At 35.5% G+C, this 18,972-nt stretch carries 11 protein-coding genes; all 11 read right to left on the bottom strand.

Annotated elements, in window-relative coordinates; genetic code table 11:
• Window positions 1-29 precede the first annotated feature (29 nt).
• The 11 genes from HNQ90_RS11225 to HNQ90_RS11275 all read right to left on the bottom strand — a co-directional run bounded on the left by HNQ90_RS11225 (window position 30) and on the right by HNQ90_RS11275 (window position 18,966).
• Window positions 30-1,412, bottom strand: a complete 1,383-nt coding sequence (locus tag HNQ90_RS11225; protein WP_144116223.1) for an FAD-dependent oxidoreductase — start codon at window positions 1,410-1,412, stop codon at window positions 30-32.
• 22 nt (window positions 1,413-1,434) lie between these two features.
• Complete coding sequence (locus HNQ90_RS11230) at window positions 1,435-2,982, bottom strand: sodium:solute symporter family transporter (protein ID WP_144116222.1); 1,548 nt, start codon at window positions 2,980-2,982, stop codon at window positions 1,435-1,437.
• Window positions 2,983-3,024: 42 nt separating this feature from the next.
• Entirely contained in the window at window positions 3,025-4,215 is a 1,191-nt protein-coding gene (locus tag HNQ90_RS11235) for a glycoside hydrolase family 88 protein (protein WP_144116221.1), read from the bottom strand.
• Window positions 4,216-4,308: 93 nt separating this feature from the next.
• Window positions 4,309-5,748 (bottom strand): sulfatase, encoded by a 1,440-nt coding sequence (locus HNQ90_RS11240; protein ID WP_144116220.1) that lies wholly within the window; start codon window positions 5,746-5,748, stop codon window positions 4,309-4,311.
• Between the two features lie 30 nt (window positions 5,749-5,778).
• The gene (locus HNQ90_RS18000; protein ID WP_241678350.1) at window positions 5,779-6,810 is read right to left on the bottom strand and encodes an SGNH/GDSL hydrolase family protein; all 1,032 of its coding nucleotides are present in this window, start codon (window positions 6,808-6,810) and stop codon (window positions 5,779-5,781) included.
• A gap of 115 nt (window positions 6,811-6,925) precedes the next feature.
• The gene (locus tag HNQ90_RS11250) at window positions 6,926-8,290 is read right to left on the bottom strand and encodes an alpha-L-fucosidase (RefSeq protein ID WP_144116219.1); all 1,365 of its coding nucleotides are present in this window, start codon (window positions 8,288-8,290) and stop codon (window positions 6,926-6,928) included.
• 248 nt (window positions 8,291-8,538) lie between these two features.
• Window positions 8,539-10,899 (bottom strand): PDZ domain-containing protein, encoded by a 2,361-nt coding sequence (locus tag HNQ90_RS11255; RefSeq protein ID WP_144116218.1) that lies wholly within the window; start codon window positions 10,897-10,899, stop codon window positions 8,539-8,541.
• A 21-nt stretch (window positions 10,900-10,920) separates the two neighbouring features.
• Window positions 10,921-11,787: an alpha/beta hydrolase gene (locus HNQ90_RS11260; protein ID WP_144116217.1), complete on the bottom strand. Its 867-nt coding sequence runs from the start codon at window positions 11,785-11,787 to the stop codon at window positions 10,921-10,923.
• A gap of 13 nt (window positions 11,788-11,800) precedes the next feature.
• Entirely contained in the window at window positions 11,801-14,551 is a 2,751-nt protein-coding gene (locus tag HNQ90_RS11265; RefSeq protein ID WP_144116216.1) for a heparinase II/III domain-containing protein, read from the bottom strand.
• 48 nt (window positions 14,552-14,599) lie between these two features.
• Window positions 14,600-17,272, bottom strand: a complete 2,673-nt coding sequence (locus tag HNQ90_RS11270) for an endo-acting ulvan lysase-like protein (RefSeq protein ID WP_144116215.1) — start codon at window positions 17,270-17,272, stop codon at window positions 14,600-14,602.
• A gap of 17 nt (window positions 17,273-17,289) precedes the next feature.
• Window positions 17,290-18,966, bottom strand: coding sequence for a sulfatase family protein (locus HNQ90_RS11275; protein WP_206669642.1), 1,677 nt, complete (start codon window positions 18,964-18,966; stop codon window positions 17,290-17,292).
• Window positions 18,967-18,972: the final 6 nt, after the last annotated feature.

The following is an 18,972-nucleotide window of genomic DNA, read 5'->3' on the forward strand; positions in this document are numbered from 1 at the left end:
GTATAAAAATTTGTTTTAATATTTGGTTACTATCCTAAATAAGCATCATGATCCTTAAGTTCCTTTTCTAATTTGGCATATTCTAGGTCGTTAGGCCATACTTTATTAATAGCAGATAAACCTGCCATAGCTCCGGCACCTTGCCCTATGGCCATAGCAATTGGCGTTACTCGTAACCCTGCACTTGCGTGATGATCTGCCCCAATGGCTCTTCCAGAGAGCACTAAGTTATCGACCTCATTAGTTAACAATGAATCTTTTGGAATGTAATAAGCGCCTTCATCCTTTAAGTGTACGGTATCGGTATCGCCACCATCTGGAGAATGAATATCCAATGGATAACCTCCAACAGCAATAGGTTCTTTAAAACGTACTTCGTTAATTAAATCTTCGGCAGATAACACATACTTTGCATGTGGATGACGCGACTCACGAATACCAATATGCGGTGCGGTACTTACAAAAGTAGCGTTTTCAAAACCTGGTGCATATTTTCTAAGGAAATTAAAAATCTCAACACACTGTTTACGTCCTAAAGTTTCCGCTTTACTTAAATCGAATGGGTTTAATGGATTAAAACCTAGCACACGCGATGTATTAAAAATAAACTCCCCTTCGGTATTGGTTTCAAAAAATAGCACGTTGTCCCTTGGCACAGTTACTTCGCCTTTAGCTTTCGCCTTATTCCATAAATCGTAAAACCCCCAAGTTGAAATACGCTTGGTCTTTTTCAAAATTTCGGCTTTATCATCAGATCGCTCTTCGGCATCAAACTGATCCCAATTATTAATCATGTATTCTCGAAGCTTTTCAGTATTCACATTCCCCACTTTAATATTGGTGGTCATGGGTTGCGATTTATTGTCTTCCGGACGACCTTCGGTAAAAGGTACTCCAGATAGTTTTACAATTTCGCTGTCTCCACTAGCATCAACAAAAACTTTTGCCGGTATTTCTTGTATGCCTCCTCTGTTATGAATAAATACTGATTTAATTTCTCTTCCTTCTTTTGAAATATCAATTAATCGGGTGTGATATAATATTTCTGCTCCTGCCTCAATAACCATATCCTCTAGGGTTACCTTCAACATTTCAGCATCAAAAGGTGTTACTGTAGAACAATAGCCTGTACCATCTAAGATGTGCCCAGGACTAGCCCCTTTTGCCACCAACCTAGTTACCATTTCGTTTGGCGAACCAAAAACCAATTGTCTTCCTGCTCTGTTATGAAACGTCATCATTGGACCAACACCCATAGCTGTTAACGACCCACCTAAAAAACCAAACTGCTCGATAAGTAATGTTTTAGCTCCGGTTTTTGCCGATGCAATGGCTGCATGACTTCCTGAAACTCCGCCGCCTACAACTATTACATCGTATCCTTCTATTAATGTTGTCTTAAATGTTTTCATTTATCTTTTTTCAATTTTTATTTTAAACTACAGCTGTTTTATTATTTAATTTTGAATGTAGCAATGCTACAATTATAACTACTAAGGCACCTACCGGAAACCACCAAAAGAAGCTAATACCCTCGTAATGCATAAGGCCTATAACCAAAATGGCTAAAATGGCTCCTATTAAAATGCCTGTAAAGGATCCTTTTCTCATTAATGCTAAAAATGCTATCCCAATTAAAGTACCATAAGCATAGCCCGGTACTTTAAAGCCTAATGCCAACAACCCACCATCTTGGAAGAAACTGAACCCATAGGCTAAAAGCGCCAAAATAACACCCCAAACAATAATTGCTATTTTAGATATTTTAACCACTTTATTTTCGTCCATGGTTTTTAGTTTTGGAACAATTAAGGTTCCTACGCCCATAACACTGGTTTGAGAAAGTGCGGTTAACGCAGAGTCTAAAGTTGAAATACCTGCGGCAAACATAGCGGCAATGATTAATCCAGAAATTCCGTTTGGTAATTCGTTAACTACGTAATACGGAAAAATTCTATCGGGTTCTGCACTTATTGAAGCACTTACCAAATAGGACAATGGGTTAATATCGTAATAGGCCACTAAGCCGATTCCAACAAAGGCCATAATCCAGGTTGTGGCAACACCTATAACAGAAAAAGCTACAGCTTTTCGTGCTTCTTTAAGATTTTTACAGCATAAGGCACGTTGCGTTACCACTTGGTCGACGGCATTAGAGCCAAATTCGAAAAATGTGCAACCTAAAATCCCTACCCAAAGCGTATAGGTTTTATGCGGATCTAAGGATAAATCCCATAATACTAACTTTGCTTTTTTATCTGCAATAGCCATCATTTCACCAAAGCCACCCGGAATATCGCCAACGGCATAAAACAAGGCAAAAAAGGCTCCAAAAATAAAGATTACAAACTGAATAGCATCAGTCCATACCACAGTAGTTATACCGCCAATATACGACCAAACAACCGCGAACAAAGCTATAATAGCAATACATACTACGGTACTTTGGCCCGTTATAACACTTAGCACTAACGCTGTACCTAATAAGCGTACACCTTGACTCATGGTTGCTCCTATCATAAAAAAGGTTCGAGACAACTGACTAGTTTTTACCCCTAACCTGTTTTGAATAAAATCGTATGGACTAAAAACACCTTCTTCGTAATATTCCTTTAATAGCACATAAACGAATAAGACATTTCCTAAGGCAAAACCTATTGTCATTTGCAAATAGGTTAGATTCCCTTGCATTGAAAAAATAAAAGCCGGAACCGCAATAAACGTAGCAACACTGGTTTTAGTAGCTATAAGCGATAACGAAACTGCCCACCATGGTAAATTGTTTCCGCCTTTAAAAAAAGCATCTAAACCTTTGTCCTTGTTTTTAACTAACTCACCTATTAGTGTCGTACCCAACAAAAACACGATTAAAACCACCCAATTTAAAATAGAAAAACTACTGGAAGCAATATCGTTTCCATCTTGTGCAAATAGTGTTAACCCGAAAAACAATGTTATTATTAGAATTAAAGATTTCTTCATCTGTCTATTGTCTTTATTTTCAGCTTTTATAAGTATTAGTTATTAAGACTTCCAATTCTTTAATCTTAACAATGCTTCCATATAGTAATAATCGGCATAAATGATTGGCTCATCAATTTCAGAGTTTTTTGGGTGATGCCCGGTAGAATGCAATAACAACCCCTGATTTTTATTACCACTCAAGTACTTATCGGTAGACAATAGATCTATAAACCCTTTAGCAGCGTTATAATATTTATTTTTTAATGCATCTTCCTTAACAAAATTTGCTAACTCTAGCATTCCACATGCAGCAATTGCTGCAGCCGATGCGTCTTTTGGTGCATTAGGAATTTTAGGATCATCAAAATCCCAAAAAGGAATACCATCTTGGGGTAAGCGTTCCAAAAACTTATCGGCAAGTTTTATTGAAGTATCAAGAAAATCGTCCCTTCCCGTTTCTCTATATGAAAAGGCAAGTCCATAAATACCCCATGTTTGTCCGCGTGCCCACATAGAATTATCGGCGTAACCTTGATGCGCCACACCCCTTAAAAAAGCACCTGTTTTATTATCAAAAGCCCCTAAATGATAGGTAGAATAATCTGGTCGCACTAAGTTCTTCATGGTTACTTCGGCATGACTTTCGGCTATATCATACAACCTTTTTGAACCACCATTTTTAGCTGCCCAAAACAAAAGTTCTAGGTTCATCATATTATCAATAATGGTGTTATGAGGGTATTGTGGTTTCATTGGCCAAGAATGAATTGAGCCTACAATAGGATTATAAAGCGTTGCTAAAGTATCTGCAGCTGCTAACATAACCTCTTTATATTCCGTGTTTCCAGTAAGTCTGTAACCATTACCGAAACTGCAATATACTTGAAAACCAATATCATGATCTGATGCTGATGAATAAGCTATTTGTTTTATTGGTAACGTAAATTTCTCAGCTTCCTTTTTTATATATTCATCTCCTGAAGCTTCGTAAGCATACCAAAGAACACCAGGCCAAAAACCACTACACCAATCTTTTACACCAACAAGCTTCCAATTTCTAGAGCCTTTCTCTACATTTCTGGGAAAGCTATCTGCTGAAACTAATGTTTTTAAAGTTTCTTTAGTTTTTAAAACATTTGATTCAAGAATTTTGTCAAGATTTAAACTTGCTGCTTCTTTTTTTTCTGAAAAACAACTGGTTACTAAAATCACTATCAGTAAACCACCCCCTACTTTTTTTGAAAACTTCATATTATACTTTTGTTTTTTATTAAGCTCATAGATTTAAAAAATAAAATCATGAACATTTCATTTAAATTATCTAAAATAATTCGACAACCTTTTTTAAAAACTCCAATACAATACACCACCAATTTTATCATTAAGTAATTTTTTTAACTCCTTTACAACTGCTGGATTTTCTTTAGCTATGTTTTTGGTTTCATCAGGATTATTAACATGATCGTAAAGTTCCATACTACCACTTGCAGCCTCTATAAACCGGTATTTTGAAGTACGAATAGTGGTTGCTTTAGCTGTATAGGCAATGGCAGCTCTTGAAGTTTCTTCTTTATTCTCTATTACCGGTACTAACGATTTACCTTGTACAAAATCTGGATTTGGCAATTTGCATAATTCTGCTAACGTTGGAAAAACATCTAAGGTTTCTACAATGGCATCAATACCTTGCCCGTTTTCTTTCATTTCGGGATTATAAATAATTAATGGGGAATGTAATGACTCTTCAAACAAACTATGTTTACCCCAAATAGCGTGTTCTCCTAAATGCCATCCATGATCTCCCCAAAGCACAACTATAGTATTTTTATCTGCTCCGGTTTCCTTTAGCTTTTTTAAAATATCGCCTACATGTTTATCGGCATAACTCACACAAGCCGCATAATATCGTTTTAACTCCATGGCAAATTCATTATCAGTTCTTGGGTCTTTGTTATTCCGATTGTACTTCATAAACTCGCCTGATGGATGCCAAGTTGTTTTCCCTTGCGGTTTTTCTGGGTGTTGAATTTCAGGAATCTCTGCACCTTCATACATATCTAAATACTTCTTTGGTACGCCGAAAGGTAAGTGTGGTTTTATTAAACCTATAGCTAAAAAGAAAGGCGTTTTGGCAGCTGCTAATTTTTCTATTTGGTTTAATCCTTCTTCTGCAATTAATCCGTCTGGGTAACTGGTATCTAAACCGTCTACAGATTCCATAACAGCGCGATGATCTGGAGTTCTTGCTTGTCCGTTTGCCAAACCATGCATAGCACCTCTAGGCGTTTTCCAACTTCCAACAGGCATTAAATGCTTATCCCAGGCTCCTGGCATTTCAATAATCGAATCAGTATCCCAATTAGTGCCACCTCGACCTCCAGGATGGTGCGACACTTTACCAACAGAAACCGTTGTATAACCGTTTAGTTTAAACCACTCTGGCATACTAGGTGAAACCTTTTTCGCATTTGTTAATTCATCTTCGGCTCTAGCAAATAGTGCACCGTTACTTTGTTTTCTGTACTGTAAGCCATATTGCCCTGTTAATAAGGTATATCGCGATGGGCCGCAACTAGGGGCATTTACAAAATGATTGGTAAACTTTACACCTTTGTTTGCCAAGGCATCTATATTTGGCGATTTAATATAATTGGCACCAAAGGATTTTAATTCTGGTCGTAAATCATCGATACAAATAATTAATACATTTTTAGGTGGGTCTTGGTCTTGCTTATTACAAGAAAAAAGAAAGAACACAAAAATTATTAAAACTTGATATCTCATAGTAAATAGCACTTATAATTTACTAAACTTCTATTTTAAAGCCTTTTTAATGGCTGCTTGAACCAGCGGCTCCATTACATCGTACCCTGCAGCATTTGGGTGTACTGTATCGCGACCTAAATCTTTTTTCAACCCTTTATTTTCGTTAACCATTGCCGCATAATAATCTAAATACACAACCTTGTTATCTTTAGCATACGCCTTGAGCAACGTGTTTAATTCAATAATTTTATCTGCTGGTTCAATAGATGGACTCCAGGAGTAACTAGATGCTGGCAACACGGAGGCTAAAACCACTTTAATGTTATTTGCTTGGGCCAATTCGACCATCGAAAAAATATTTCCTGCAATACGTGCTATACTAATTTCGCCTCTGTTTCCTGCTATATCGTTTGTACCTGCCGAAATAACTACAGCTTTTGGTTTTAACTCAATAACATCGGGCCTAAACCTTACTAACATTTGGCTACTCGTTTGCCCACTAATACCACGGTTTACATATGATGGATTTGCCTCAAAAAATTGCCCGTGGTCTCTAGTCCAGTTATCAGTTATTGAATTCCCAATAAACACTATGCGTTGTTCTTTTTTAGCTGGTGCTTTTAATTGCTCATTGGCTTGTCTGTAACGGTTTAAATTCGCCCAATCTTCAGTTGGTGTTAATTGAATTTTAACAACTGTAGCCATACTATTTGGAGCTTCTTTAGGTAAAAACACTGTTAAATCGCCATCGACTAATTCTGTTTTTAATTTTTTATCTCCATATTCTAAATAAGCCTTCCTAACTTTCATATATCTATCTATTATTAGTTTTCCATCTGCTGGCCAATCATAAACATGTGCATAAACAACATCATCTTTTTTGGTGTAGCTTCCCCAACTCGGTTTTTCAAAAGGACTTTCGGTAGTACCATTAAAAGCTTCATCATTTGCTTTTTTCCACTCGGAAAGCTGTTCGCCATCTGAAAGTTTTAGAACACCTACCTGCCCTTGAGCAAAAACAGAACTAATACTAACTATAGTAAATAATGCAAATAGTATGGATGGATTGATTTTTTTCATTATCATATTTTTAAATCGTTCATCTTTTAAAAAAAAACATTGTAGTTCGCATAAAGCGCCCTACAATGTTATTTTTAAAATTATTAAGTTGCTTTAAAAGCTTTTTAAAAAAACATTATTTAGCTAACTCTATTTTTACAACAGAAACAGGATAGCCTGGAGCCATCATTGGGACCTCAACTATAACTTCTCTAGAAGTTCCTAATGCTTTTAATTCCGTATCAGGATCTGTTAACATAGTTACCTTTTTAAACTTAACGTCTTTATTTAGTTTTAATAATCCATCTTTTGGCCAATCGAAAACATGCGCATATAACACACCATCTTTTTCTGTGTAACGTCCCCATTTTGGTTTTTCGTAAGGACTAGCAGAAGCGCCATAAACAGATTCTCCATTTTTCTTTGTCCATTGTCCCATAGCCTCCAAACGACGAATACTTTCCGCTGGAAACCTTCCAAAGCCATCAGGTCCAATGTTTAATAAAAAGTTACCTCCTTTAGATACGATATCTACTAATTTCTGAATTAAATCCTCACTGCTTTTCCACTTATTATCAGCTGGTTTGTAACCCCAAGTACCATTCATAGTCATACAAGCTTCCCAATCGGTATCGATACCTGTATCTGGAATTTCTTGCTCAGGTGTTCCAAAATCTCCCGCAAACTGACCTGGTTTATTGTTCATTCCATCCATTCCTGTCCTACCTTTATCAACTCTATTATTTACAATAGTGTTAGGTTGAATGTCACGAATAAAACTGTAAAGTTCTTTACCCATTTCGGTAGTATAGTCTGAAATCCAATCGCCATCAAACCAAACTACACCAATATCACCATAATTAGTTAAAAGTTCTTTTACCTGAGGTTTCATGTAATTTTTAAAATACTGAGGAAACTCCGGATTAACAACTGATGGATCATCATGTTGTGCTATATTATAATTAGGATATAGGTTTCCTTGAGCTTGTGGATGATGCCAATCTACAATAGAATAGTATAAACAAAACTTAATACCTTGCTTTTTACAAGCTTCTGATAATTCTTTTACGATATCGCGTTTAAAAGGCGATGTATCCATTACATCATAATCCGATACTTTTGAGTCCCATAACCCAAAACCTTCATGATGTTTTGATGTAAGTACAATATACTTCATTCCCGCATCTTTAGCCATACTTACCCAAGCATCGGCATCAAACAAAACAGGATTAAACATTTCTGGAAATTTTTCGTAATCTTCTACGGTATAATCTAATTTATCCATGGCCCATTCTGCGCCACCACCGGCTATTTTTGTACCGCGTTCCCCTCCAATTATAGAATATGCACCCCAGTGGATAAACATTCCGAATTTAGAATCGCGCCACCATTCCATACGTTCATCGTCAGAAAGTTTTTTTACTTTCGATTTTTTTTGAGCATTTACGTTTCCTAAACAGAAAACCGATAACAATACTACCAAGAGTGTTTTTTTCAACATATTTATTTAATTTAATTTTTTAGGTTATCCTATAATTTTATTTAAAACGGAGGTACCAAATCTCATTCCAATGAGGTATTCCATTATTTAACTATAAGAAAGAACAATATTTTTTTTAGCTACTCTAAAGCTATTACAATTTTATTATTTTTAAATGGCGTTTAATATAAATGATGGTTCAAATTCTTTAAACTATGTCTTAATATGGCCAATTACGGCACTATAATTAGTATTTAAAGCTCTTTTTTTTACTTTACATTAATTGTTATTTGCTTTTCGGACTGGTTTCTCATAATTAACAATTCCATTTTGTCAGATTTATTTTCTGAATTAATTCTGAAAAAATCTTTAACCGTAATAACTTTTTGTCCTGACGCTTTAAGAATAACATCGCCCTTTTTAATACCATCGTTTTTTACAGCAGGACTTCCATTCCATGTTCGTAATATGATAACACCTTCGGCAGTATTTAAACCGTAAGCTGATTGTTCCTGCTCTGACTCTATACTTTTCAGCTGGTTTCTTAACCAAGCTACAACCGGATTATTTTCATTTTCTGAAGGATCTTTAATTTTAGGAACTTCTGGTGTTTTCGCTATTTTTTTTAATGATTCTTTTTGAACTCCAAATTGATCCATTGGAAAATTCTTGAATCCTAATTTTAAAGCTGGCGAATTTTTAGAGACTGAAAAATCTAACTGCTCAGGATTTACAAACATAGGATCGCCGAAGGCACTATGTTTATCTCGATTGTAAATTTGTGGTTTCATCATAGCTGCCTCATTAGGAAATAGGTTATAATCTAAATCTTTACCCCAACCTAATAAACCAACATCTTGATAAGTATCGCCAACGATATTGTGTTTAAATACATCTTCGCTATTGGCAAACCAAACATGCGGATGTAGCGAATTGTTTACCATAATATTATTTTCCGCCACACGATTAAAACCTTCGCGTAATTTTAGACCGCTATTTAACATTAAATTATTATAAATATGATAATTTGAAGATCCATCGTCCAAATCTATATCCCATCCATGATCGCAACGAAAACGGTTGTTTCTAATAATAGTTGTTTTTATAGCATCCCACTTATACATATCTGGAATAGCAGTTGTAAGGCTGTCCATTTTACCACGCTTAGGGTGCCAAAAACGATCGCGACCCCATGAATTAAATGATCCATGATCGCTAGTTTCTAAAACGGTATTAAACACATCGTTAAATTCTAAAACATGTCCGCCCCAAGTACCATCGCCAATATTAATACCAGCTCTTGGCACGTTGTAAATACTGTTATGGCGCACAGTAATATCCATAGCCATTGAAATTTGTACACCTGCGGTTTGCTTTTCAACACGACCTATTCTGTAAATAAGATTGTTATCTACTAAACATTCGCGTGGAAATAATTCGTTTTTTGGTCCATGTACAGTATCCATATCTATAAAATGAACAAATTGTCCATAATTAAAGGATGGTGACCGCACTGCCGAAGGATCACCAATAAAAGATACGGCGCTACCACCACAATTGTAAATATGGTTTCCTTCTACTACCAAATCTTTATTGTATTTGCTAGCCATAATTACGTTTCCTCCTAAATTGGTGAATACACTATTTTCAACTTTACAGTTCTCGGTGCCTTCAAAAAACACAACTGCACCTCTGTAAATGGTCCAATCGCTTCGCAGTAAAGGTTCGAAATCTTCCATGAAAGTACGTTGGGTATTTTCGAAAGTGATATTGCTAATTGTAACATTTTTAACAGGATTATCTAAACTTCCAACTACTTGAATTAAATCTTTTAAAACGGCTACTTCAATATGGTCTTCATTTACATTTACACCTTCTGAAGGCCAGTAGTATAGCTTATTAGTGTCTTTATTTAAGAACCATTCACCAGGACTATCCAATTCTTCAAACACATTTTCAACCATACGGTATTCTTTGTGTGGTTTAGACCCTCTGTTGTTTTGATGACCTCCTTTTAAAATTGGTGTTCCATCAGCATTTACACCTGTAATTTCAAAATGAAATCCGCCCCATCTTCCGCCGTGTAAGGCATGAAAAAGTGCGCCTTTAGGGTTTTCCCAAGAAGCAACACGTTCTTTTGAAATAGCATCGGCCGCATACCCTTGCCAATAATGGCCGTTTTCATCATAATTAGGGTAACGTGCTAAAAGTTGAGCCTTTCCGTTAATAATTAATTGATCGAAATCTAATGAGTTATCAACTAGCGTTACATAAACATTCTCATTAAATTTTGTCCATTTAGAATCTAAAACAACAGACCCTTTTACATGCACTTCCGAAGCATCGGTACCAATAATTGAAACACCACTTAAAACCGCAGGAATTTCGATAGCTTGAGTTAAATAATAATCTCCGGGCAACACATTAATAATTATTTCAGCATCTAAATTATTCGATTTTAGCGCTTTTGCTTTATTGATAGCCTGATTAATACTAGAAAACGGTTTTGCTTTTGAACCATCGTTTGCCGATGTTCCATTAACAGAAACATAAATTTCAATGGGTTTTGTGTTTGTAGCACATGCTAATACAAACGTGAACAGAAACAGAAGTAAAATGTTGTTTTTCATAATTTAATTTAGTGTTGCTTTTTATTTTAGTGTTGCTTTTCCTTTTAAATACCCTAAAGATTGTAAAAACTTATCGGCAGCTGTATTAGTTTCTTTATAGTATTTTGGACCTTCTTTTTTCCATTGATTGAAAAACCCATGTTCTTGACCTTCATAGATTATAAGCTCGCAACGGCTACCTACGGCGTCCATTCTAGCTTTATAATCTTGAGCTGTGGCCACAGGAATATGTTTGTCTTTAGTTCCTAATAAAAACAATGTTGGCGGCGCTCCTTTTGTAATGTTATGCATTGGTGAAATTTCCAAATATCTATCGCCAACACGCTCGTAACCATAGCCATTTTCACTGTTATCAATTACTGGATTATATAGCACTAGTGCATTTGCTTTTGGACTAACAGACAAATCATCGGTAGCTTCGTTTAACCCCGGAAGCAATGTGGTTGCCGCTGCTAAATGTCCTCCTGCAGACCCACCAGAAGCCACTATTTTATTGGTATCTATCCCAAGTTCTTTTGCATGAACTTTTAAATACCGCATTGCCGATTTAGCATCTTTAACCGCATCAAAAGGTGTAGTGCCTTGACGATTTTTTACACGATAATCCACTATTGCAGCTACCATACCTCGCGAGGCAAAATATTTTGATTGATCTTCAAACTGCGAAATGCTTCCACCATTCCAACCGCCTCCAAAAAAGAATACAATTGTAGGATACTGTTTTTTCTTCTTGAACTTTTCAGGAAAATAAACGCGTAACATTAACGAGTCGTTATTTACAACTTTATAAATAACATCTTTTGATACTGGAGCACCTTTTTCTTGAGCATTACACGATGCTAAAAACAATAAGGCCAAAAGGGTAAATACTATCTTTTTAAATATCATTTCTTAAGCTGTTTTATTTTTTAGTGTAAACGATTTCTACTTTACTATAGGCTTTTGCCAATTTAAACACCAACAAATCACTATTATTTCTATTAACAGTACCTTTTCTACTTGCTACTAAAACATCGTTATCATACAATCTTAATTCGGCTGGTTCTCTTCCTTTTTCGAAAGGCATATTTATGGTAATAGGCGCATCGTTTTGCAACACATATCCTTGTTCTGTTTTTTCAATAGACACTGAAAAAGGATTCCCCGAAGACACAATATCCCAACCGTTATGTTCGTATTTAATCATACCTGAAAGAAATATAAATTCAAGGTTTTCTTTTGAATACCGTTCTATAGACAACAATCCGCGTTGGAAGAAATCTGCCTTTTCAACCACATCGCCTTCAGAAGCATTTAAAACAATTTTATCTGTTATTTTATCTGATTGTTCAACAGTAATAATTTGTGTGTTTGGATACGCTTCCATTGCCGAATATGATACATTTTTAATCGTATTTTTTTGCCCTTCCATAAACGGATTAAACACTACAGCAAATGGATTAATCCAAGCTGCCTCTTCACGTTTTAAAATTAAAGTTGGAAGTGGTTTATCTAAAACTTCAGTTGGTGCAGTTCCTTTTGACAAAGCATTCGACTTTGGCGACTCCACAGTATAAATGCTTTGGTTGTCACTTCCTTTTACCCAAAGTTTCATATAATTATTTGGCTGATTTTCACTTTTTAAGGTGAATAAGGCCGTAACATCATCTGATGTTTGGGTTTTAACTTTGTTGTTAAAAAAATCGTAGGCTTTTAAATCGCCATTATCTGAGCTTAAATCTTTGGTTGCACTTAACTTTAAATCGCGTCCTTGTTTATTGAATAACTCTAAGGATTGACCAAGATTATGATAAATGTATTCGTGTTTTTGTTTTCCAGGTTTTTGCTTTTTAGATCTAAATACATCTACTATATATTTTTGGTTTGTATTAGATTTTATAATAGCAGTAAAGCGCTGTTGATCGGATCTCGTTTTTGGCTCTACAAAAGTTACTTTGGAGAACGTTATTTTATCGAAATCAGCTTTTTTACCCGATTCTGGATAGGCATTATCCAGAACAAACGGATTGTAGGAACGCATGTTGGCATAGTCAGACTTACCATCTACAACAACGGTGTTATGAGCAGGCATGCGAGCATAATAATTTCTAAATGTAGGATGCCAATAACTTGGTCCTTTACCCGAATCTGGTCCTAAAACATAGTTGTTTGCAAACAATTCCATAGAAATACCATTTGCATGTGTGTGGTTTCCATAAGATGCCGCTGTAGATACCATTACGGCATCATTTCCTTCACCCATTCTTTGGTTAAACATGCTCACATTAGAAGCATAAAATGTTGGTGACGTTAAGTCCTTTATACTCACATTTTGAACATCACCTTGAGCCAAATCATCCACATAGAAAAACAATTCGAAATAATCATTAGCATGACGTTTGTATAGCTTATCGTCTATAATTTGATTCAACAAACCAGAAATTAAAGCTTCTTTTTCTTTTAAATCGTACTTTCTGTAGTTAGCTATTAAAAGTTCGAAGTTTTCAGGTGGTAATATTTTATGATTAGCATCGCCAAAACCAACTGTATATCCCGAAGGAAATAAATATTGAAAGGATGCTAATGCTGCTTTTTCAACTATAGGATAATTTAAAAACTCGTTGTTATTTGTTGCATGGTCTAAAAGTGTAAAAATGCGTAAAAGTGTTGTAATAACATGCACCGAATACGATGATGATTCCGGCCACATACCATTTTCATGATCGTAAACTAAAAGCGATTCTCTAATAGCCAATTGTCTATCTGTAGAGGTATTAAAGGTATGATCTAAAAAGTACTCCTGTCCTTTACCATTACTATAATTTGAGTTACTTTCTAGAACCAAAGCGATATACGTTAGAAAACGTGCCTGAAATAAATTCCAGTTATTATCAGGAATTCCTTTTTCTATAATTTGATCGCCCCATTTTTGAAACACCGCCACAGCATGATCTAAATTGGTATTATTTTCTTGAAAGTAATTATATAAAAAATCGTAAGCCGTTACTAAAGACACCACCATAGCTTCATGAATGACCTCGAAAGTTGCTAAACCAGAAATATTTTGTTGGTTCGACATTTTTAAATCGATTGGTGCATCGCGATAAAACATACCATCGGTATAGGTTAAAAACACTGGTGCTGCAAAATCTGCATATTTTTTATCGTTGGTAAGCCAATATAAAAAAGCCGCGTCTTGAGCTAATCCCATAATTTGCTCGTTAATTTTTTCGATAGCAAAACCAGCTTTTGATGGATGAATCCATTCCATTTTACCAGTTTCTTTATGCTCTAAATACAAACCTTTAGGATCGTCAAAATAAGGCTGTACATCTTCTAATTTTGGACGTTTATAATCGGTTGCCCAATCGCGTGTTCCGGAAAAGCGCACCGTTGCTACTGGAGCAGATCCATCAGAATGCGAAAAATTACCTCCTTTTAAATAGACCTTATCATGCTTAGTATTCCAGTTCATTTGTAATCGAGATACCAACCAGGTTGGGTCGTTCTCTACAAACTCCAAATACTTTTCTAAATTTTGTTTCTTCTTTTCAACTAAGTCTTTTTTCCAACTTACAGTTTCAAGCGTATTTAAAAAATCGGATTTTGTTTCATTATTTACATAAATTCTTGGGTGGTTGCCACCTTGACCAATTACGGTAAGTGTCACCATTAAAAAACAAATCGATATATATATTTTAAGGACGTATTTAATCATGTTCTATTTAATTTCAATGTAATATCCTGCCGGAAATTGTTTCTTCTTCATGTTATCTGTCTGAATAAATACCGGTTTATCAGAAGAATAAAAGTAGCTTCCGTTTTCAAATTTTAAAGCTGCTGAAACGGCTTCGTTTACTGCTTCAATAATAAAATTGCCGTTTTGTATTAGATTACCTTTTCCTAAATACAAATATTCAAACCTTCCATTTTTTTCTGAAGCAACTCCAAAAGTGCCCTGAAATTTTAATGCTTTTGAAGGTTTAAAAACCGTATTTTCAGTAGCACTTAAAATAAACTGCGTACTGTTTTTAGAATCTACTTTTAAACTTACTAAATCTGTAGACTGACTAATTTTTGAAATGGAATTAATATTTTTTTCTCCCGTTTCATAAGATTCAAAAACCGATACAAACGGATATTTTTTTCCGTTAATACCGTTTTGACGTACAATTAAAGTTGGTGTTGTTTCCGGACTTTTATTTACTTGCCCTGGCGTAATATCGCTTCTTAAGGTTGTTGGCGGTGCATCAACCGTGTAAAGAGCTCTGTTTTCTTGCCCCATCATCCACATATTCACATGTAATGCTGGTGACACGCTGTTAATGTCCCAAGTAGCATTAAAATCTTCAGAAAAACTTACCTTTTTTTGATTCTTGAAAAAACTATAATTCTTGTCATATTTAGTACCTAAATCGTTAACAGCTTCCAATTGTAATGGTGCATTTGAAGCATTTTTAAGCGAAACGCTATGGCCTAAATTATGATGAATATAATCGTTGTTTTTTTGATCTGAACGAAAAACATCTACATAATAACCTGATGTTTCAGAAGTACGAATCATGGCTACTAAACGTCTTTTCTCTTTAGCTGAAACATCGGCAAAAGAAACATGCTCGGAGGTTTCAAACGTATTATAAAATCCTTTAGTAACATCTACCGAAGGGTCCATAGCATTTATTGTAATGTCACCTTCGTTGTAACCCGGTACAATGGTATTAGAACCTGTAATTCCTCTGTGATAACCAGCATCTTTAGACCAATACGATTCGTAAGCCGAAGCATCTGGTGCTAAAGCCCAACCTTTACCGTAAAACTGCATGGCTAATCCGTTTTTAGCCAAATGAGATTGATAACGACCACCATATAAGGTAAACATAAGTCCGTTATTTTCGTCGTTTCCATTTCTCATAATAATATGTCTATGAAATGGAGAATAGGCTGCTTTATGAAATGGCAATTCATTTCCAGAACCTTGTAATGGCTGATTAAAAACAATGCCTTTCCAACTAGAAGCGCTTCTATCGTATTGTCCTGAAGCTATGTTTTTACGAATTACGGTTGCCATTTCTTTGGCTGTTTCGGTATCGCCTTCCCATGTAGCATAAGTTAATAACGACTCGAAAGCCGACATATTTGCTGGACCGCCACGCATATCGCCAAAAACAACCAAATTACCACGGGCATCTAGCCAGCCTAAATTAGCTAAAGACGCTTTACTAATAATTGGGTTTTCGCCTAAGGTATTAACACCTGCTTTGTAAAGTTTAATCCCCATATCTAGAACATAAGGAATCATGCCTGATGCATAACCAGGAGATTCTGGCCATAAACCTGTTGTTGAGTTATAATTGGCCATTATTTCTGGTAAGCCGGCATAATGGTCTCCAGACTTTTCGGTGTAAAAGGGTATGTAATATTCGCGCCCTTTGCCATCTTCATAAAAGCTATTAGGCTCCAAAACAAGCATGCTTCCTAATATGTTTTTATAACGATTTACATTCCAGTTTCCTTTTTTTCCTCCTCGTATTAAACCAATTTCTATAAAACGTTTAAAAACAGTTCCTGCAACATCGACTGGTTTTTTATTGATGGTTTTTAAATGCTCATGCGGATGTTCATTTAAATAATCGTAAAGAAAATCGTAGGTAATGGCCATGGGCATTTGTCTATCATCATGAATAACTTCATAATCATAATACCCCATTATGCCTCCCGGCTCGTAACCACCAGGACCTTTAGTAGATTTTTTAGGATCTAAAGGCGGCTCCATATAATAGGTTCCTAGTAACCATGTCCATAAAATATCTGATGAAAACTTAGCGTATTTTTCATCCTGAGTAATAAAATAGGCAAAAGCCGATTTTTCTACCAGTTTTAAAATCTCCATATTATTTTGACGAATCATGTGTCCTGATTCTTTATACGGAATTAAAACCGGGGTTTTATCGCCACTAGAACGACTAACACCCAACATATCGCCAGAAGCATTATATGGCATTCTATCTTCCAAAGGCACATTTACATAGTCATTCCATTTACGCATACCGGGTAATCTTACGGTTGGTAATGGTGCATTACCTTCGCCATAATCCCAATCTTGTCCTTTAATATAGCATTGCGTATAGCGTTCGCCATCTTTCCAATACATAGCTAAACGAGACACCATCCATTCTGGATTGGTAACATGACGATTTACATGAACATCAATTTCACCTAAAAGATTTTCCCAAGACGCTTTTGCCCAAGGTTCGTTTTTAATTTTTTGTACTAATTGAGCACGTTCTATTGGTTCTGCATATAATCTTGGATGCTTTTCTGCATTTTGGGCAAGCAAAAACTGGGTTGCTAACAGCAACGTAAATGTAAAAATTATGTGTTTTTTAAAACTCATTTTAGCTTGTACTAATTTTAATGAAGTGGTACGGTTTCTATGTCTGGGTTGTTTTTAGCTTCAAGATATTTTTTTAATATCTCTTGATCTAACTGTGAGCTATCGCCATATAGTTTACGCATATCTTTAAGCTCTTGTTTTAATTTTATAACCACATCGGCATAAGCGGGATCGCTAATAACATTTTTCATCTCTTGAGGATCTTTTTTACGATCGTATAACTCCCATTCATCAACATCATAATAAAAATGCGCCAATTTGTAATCTTGAGTAATGATAGCGTAATGTCTTTTTACCATGTGAATTCCTGGGTATTCGTAATAATGGTAATACACAGCGTCTCTAGTCCATTCGTCATCATTACCTAATAGTAATGGAATTAAGCTTTCTCCTTGCATATCTGAAGGCGGAACAATATGAGCAGCTTCTAAAATAGTTTGAGCAAAATCTAAATTTTGAACCATTTCGGTATTTGTAGTTCCTGGAGTAATTACATTTGGCCATTTAATTAATAACGGTGTTTTAAACGATTCATCATAAACAAAACGCTTATCGAACCAACCGTGTTCTCCTAAGTAAAATCCTTGATCTGAGGTGTAAATAATAATGGTATTATCATCCAATCCTGTTTCATCTAAATAATCTAACAAACGACCAACATTTTCATCAACCGACGCAATACAACCTAAATAATCTTGCATGTAACGTTGGTAACGCCATTTCATTAACTCGGTGTCGTTCATGGTTGGGTATTTCGTTTTAAAATCTTCCATCATAGGTCTGTAAACAGAATCCCAAACGGCTCTTTGTTCAACATTCATTGCACCAACTTCACGTTCAAAAGCTTCTAAATCCCATCCAGATTTATCTTTAATACCCAGCTCTTTCATGATTTCTGGATACATTTTAGAATCTCCAGCCCAATTCATATGGGTTAATAAATTCATTTCTGCTGTTTTAGCAGCTGTTCCTCTACCTTCGTAATCATCAAATAAGGTTTCTGGTTCTACAAAGGTTTTTTTAGTGTATTCTTTAAAATGGCGAGGTGCTGGCAACCACTCTCTGTGTGGGGCTTTTTGCATTGAGAATAGCATGAATGGCTTATCATCGTTCTTATTTTTTTCTAACCACTCTAGGGTCATGTCCATGATAATGTCGGTAACATAACCTTCAACGGTAATTTGTCCATCATTTGTATCAAAAATAGGATTGTAATACCTGCCTTGTCCTGGTAAAATTTTAAACTCATCGACACCTTTTGGATTATTACCAAAATGTAATTTCCCAAACATAGCCGTTTTATATCCTGCTTTCTGCATTAACTGCGGAAAGGTAGTTTGCGATTCATCAAACGGAAACACATTATCCACTTTACCGTGAATATGGCAATGCTTACCCGTTAAAATGGTTGCTCTTGAAGGCGCGCAAATAGAGTTTGATACACAAGCGTTGGTAAACTTTATACCTTCATTTGCTATACGGTCTATATTTGGTGTTTCAATTAAATGATTGCTATACGCGCTAATGGCTTGGTACGCATGATCATCGGACATCATAAATATAATGTTTGGTCGCTTTGCTGGTAATTCTTTTTTAACCACCTTCGTTTCCTTGCTTTCGTTGGATTTACAAGAAACCATTCCTAGTAGAAAGCAAATAGATAACAATCTTAAAATAGATTTTTTACTCATCATTATTGT

The organism is Algibacter amylolyticus (assembly GCF_014202225.1).
In the GTDB taxonomy this organism is placed as follows: Bacteria; Bacteroidota; Bacteroidia; order Flavobacteriales; family Flavobacteriaceae; genus Algibacter_B; species Algibacter_B amylolyticus.

Excerpts from the sequence above, each read along its gene's own strand:
- HNQ90_RS11235 (WP_144116221.1), bottom strand. The coding sequence starts at position 4,215 with ATGAAGTTTTCAAAAAAAGTAGGGGGTGGTTTACTGATAGTGATTTTA.
- HNQ90_RS11240 (WP_144116220.1), bottom strand. The coding sequence starts at position 5,748 with ATGAGATATCAAGTTTTAATAATTTTTGTGTTCTTTCTTTTTTCTTGT.
- HNQ90_RS11275 (WP_206669642.1), bottom strand. The coding sequence starts at position 18,966 with ATGATGAGTAAAAAATCTATTTTAAGATTGTTATCTATTTGCTTTCTA.
- HNQ90_RS11265 (WP_144116216.1), bottom strand. The coding sequence starts at position 14,551 with ATGGTGACACTTACCGTAATTGGTCAAGGTGGCAACCACCCAAGAATT.
- HNQ90_RS11260 (WP_144116217.1), bottom strand. The coding sequence starts at position 11,787 with ATGATATTTAAAAAGATAGTATTTACCCTTTTGGCCTTATTGTTTTTA.
- HNQ90_RS11250 (WP_144116219.1), bottom strand. The coding sequence starts at position 8,290 with ATGTTGAAAAAAACACTCTTGGTAGTATTGTTATCGGTTTTCTGTTTA.
- HNQ90_RS11255 (WP_144116218.1), bottom strand. The coding sequence starts at position 10,899 with ATGAAAAACAACATTTTACTTCTGTTTCTGTTCACGTTTGTATTAGCA.
- HNQ90_RS11230 (WP_144116222.1), bottom strand. The coding sequence starts at position 2,982 with ATGAAGAAATCTTTAATTCTAATAATAACATTGTTTTTCGGGTTAACA.
- HNQ90_RS11225 (WP_144116223.1), bottom strand. The coding sequence starts at position 1,412 with ATGAAAACATTTAAGACAACATTAATAGAAGGATACGATGTAATAGTT.
- HNQ90_RS18000 (WP_241678350.1), bottom strand. The coding sequence starts at position 6,810 with ATGAAAAAAATCAATCCATCCATACTATTTGCATTATTTACTATAGTT.
- HNQ90_RS11270 (WP_144116215.1), bottom strand. The coding sequence starts at position 17,272 with ATGAGTTTTAAAAAACACATAATTTTTACATTTACGTTGCTGTTAGCA.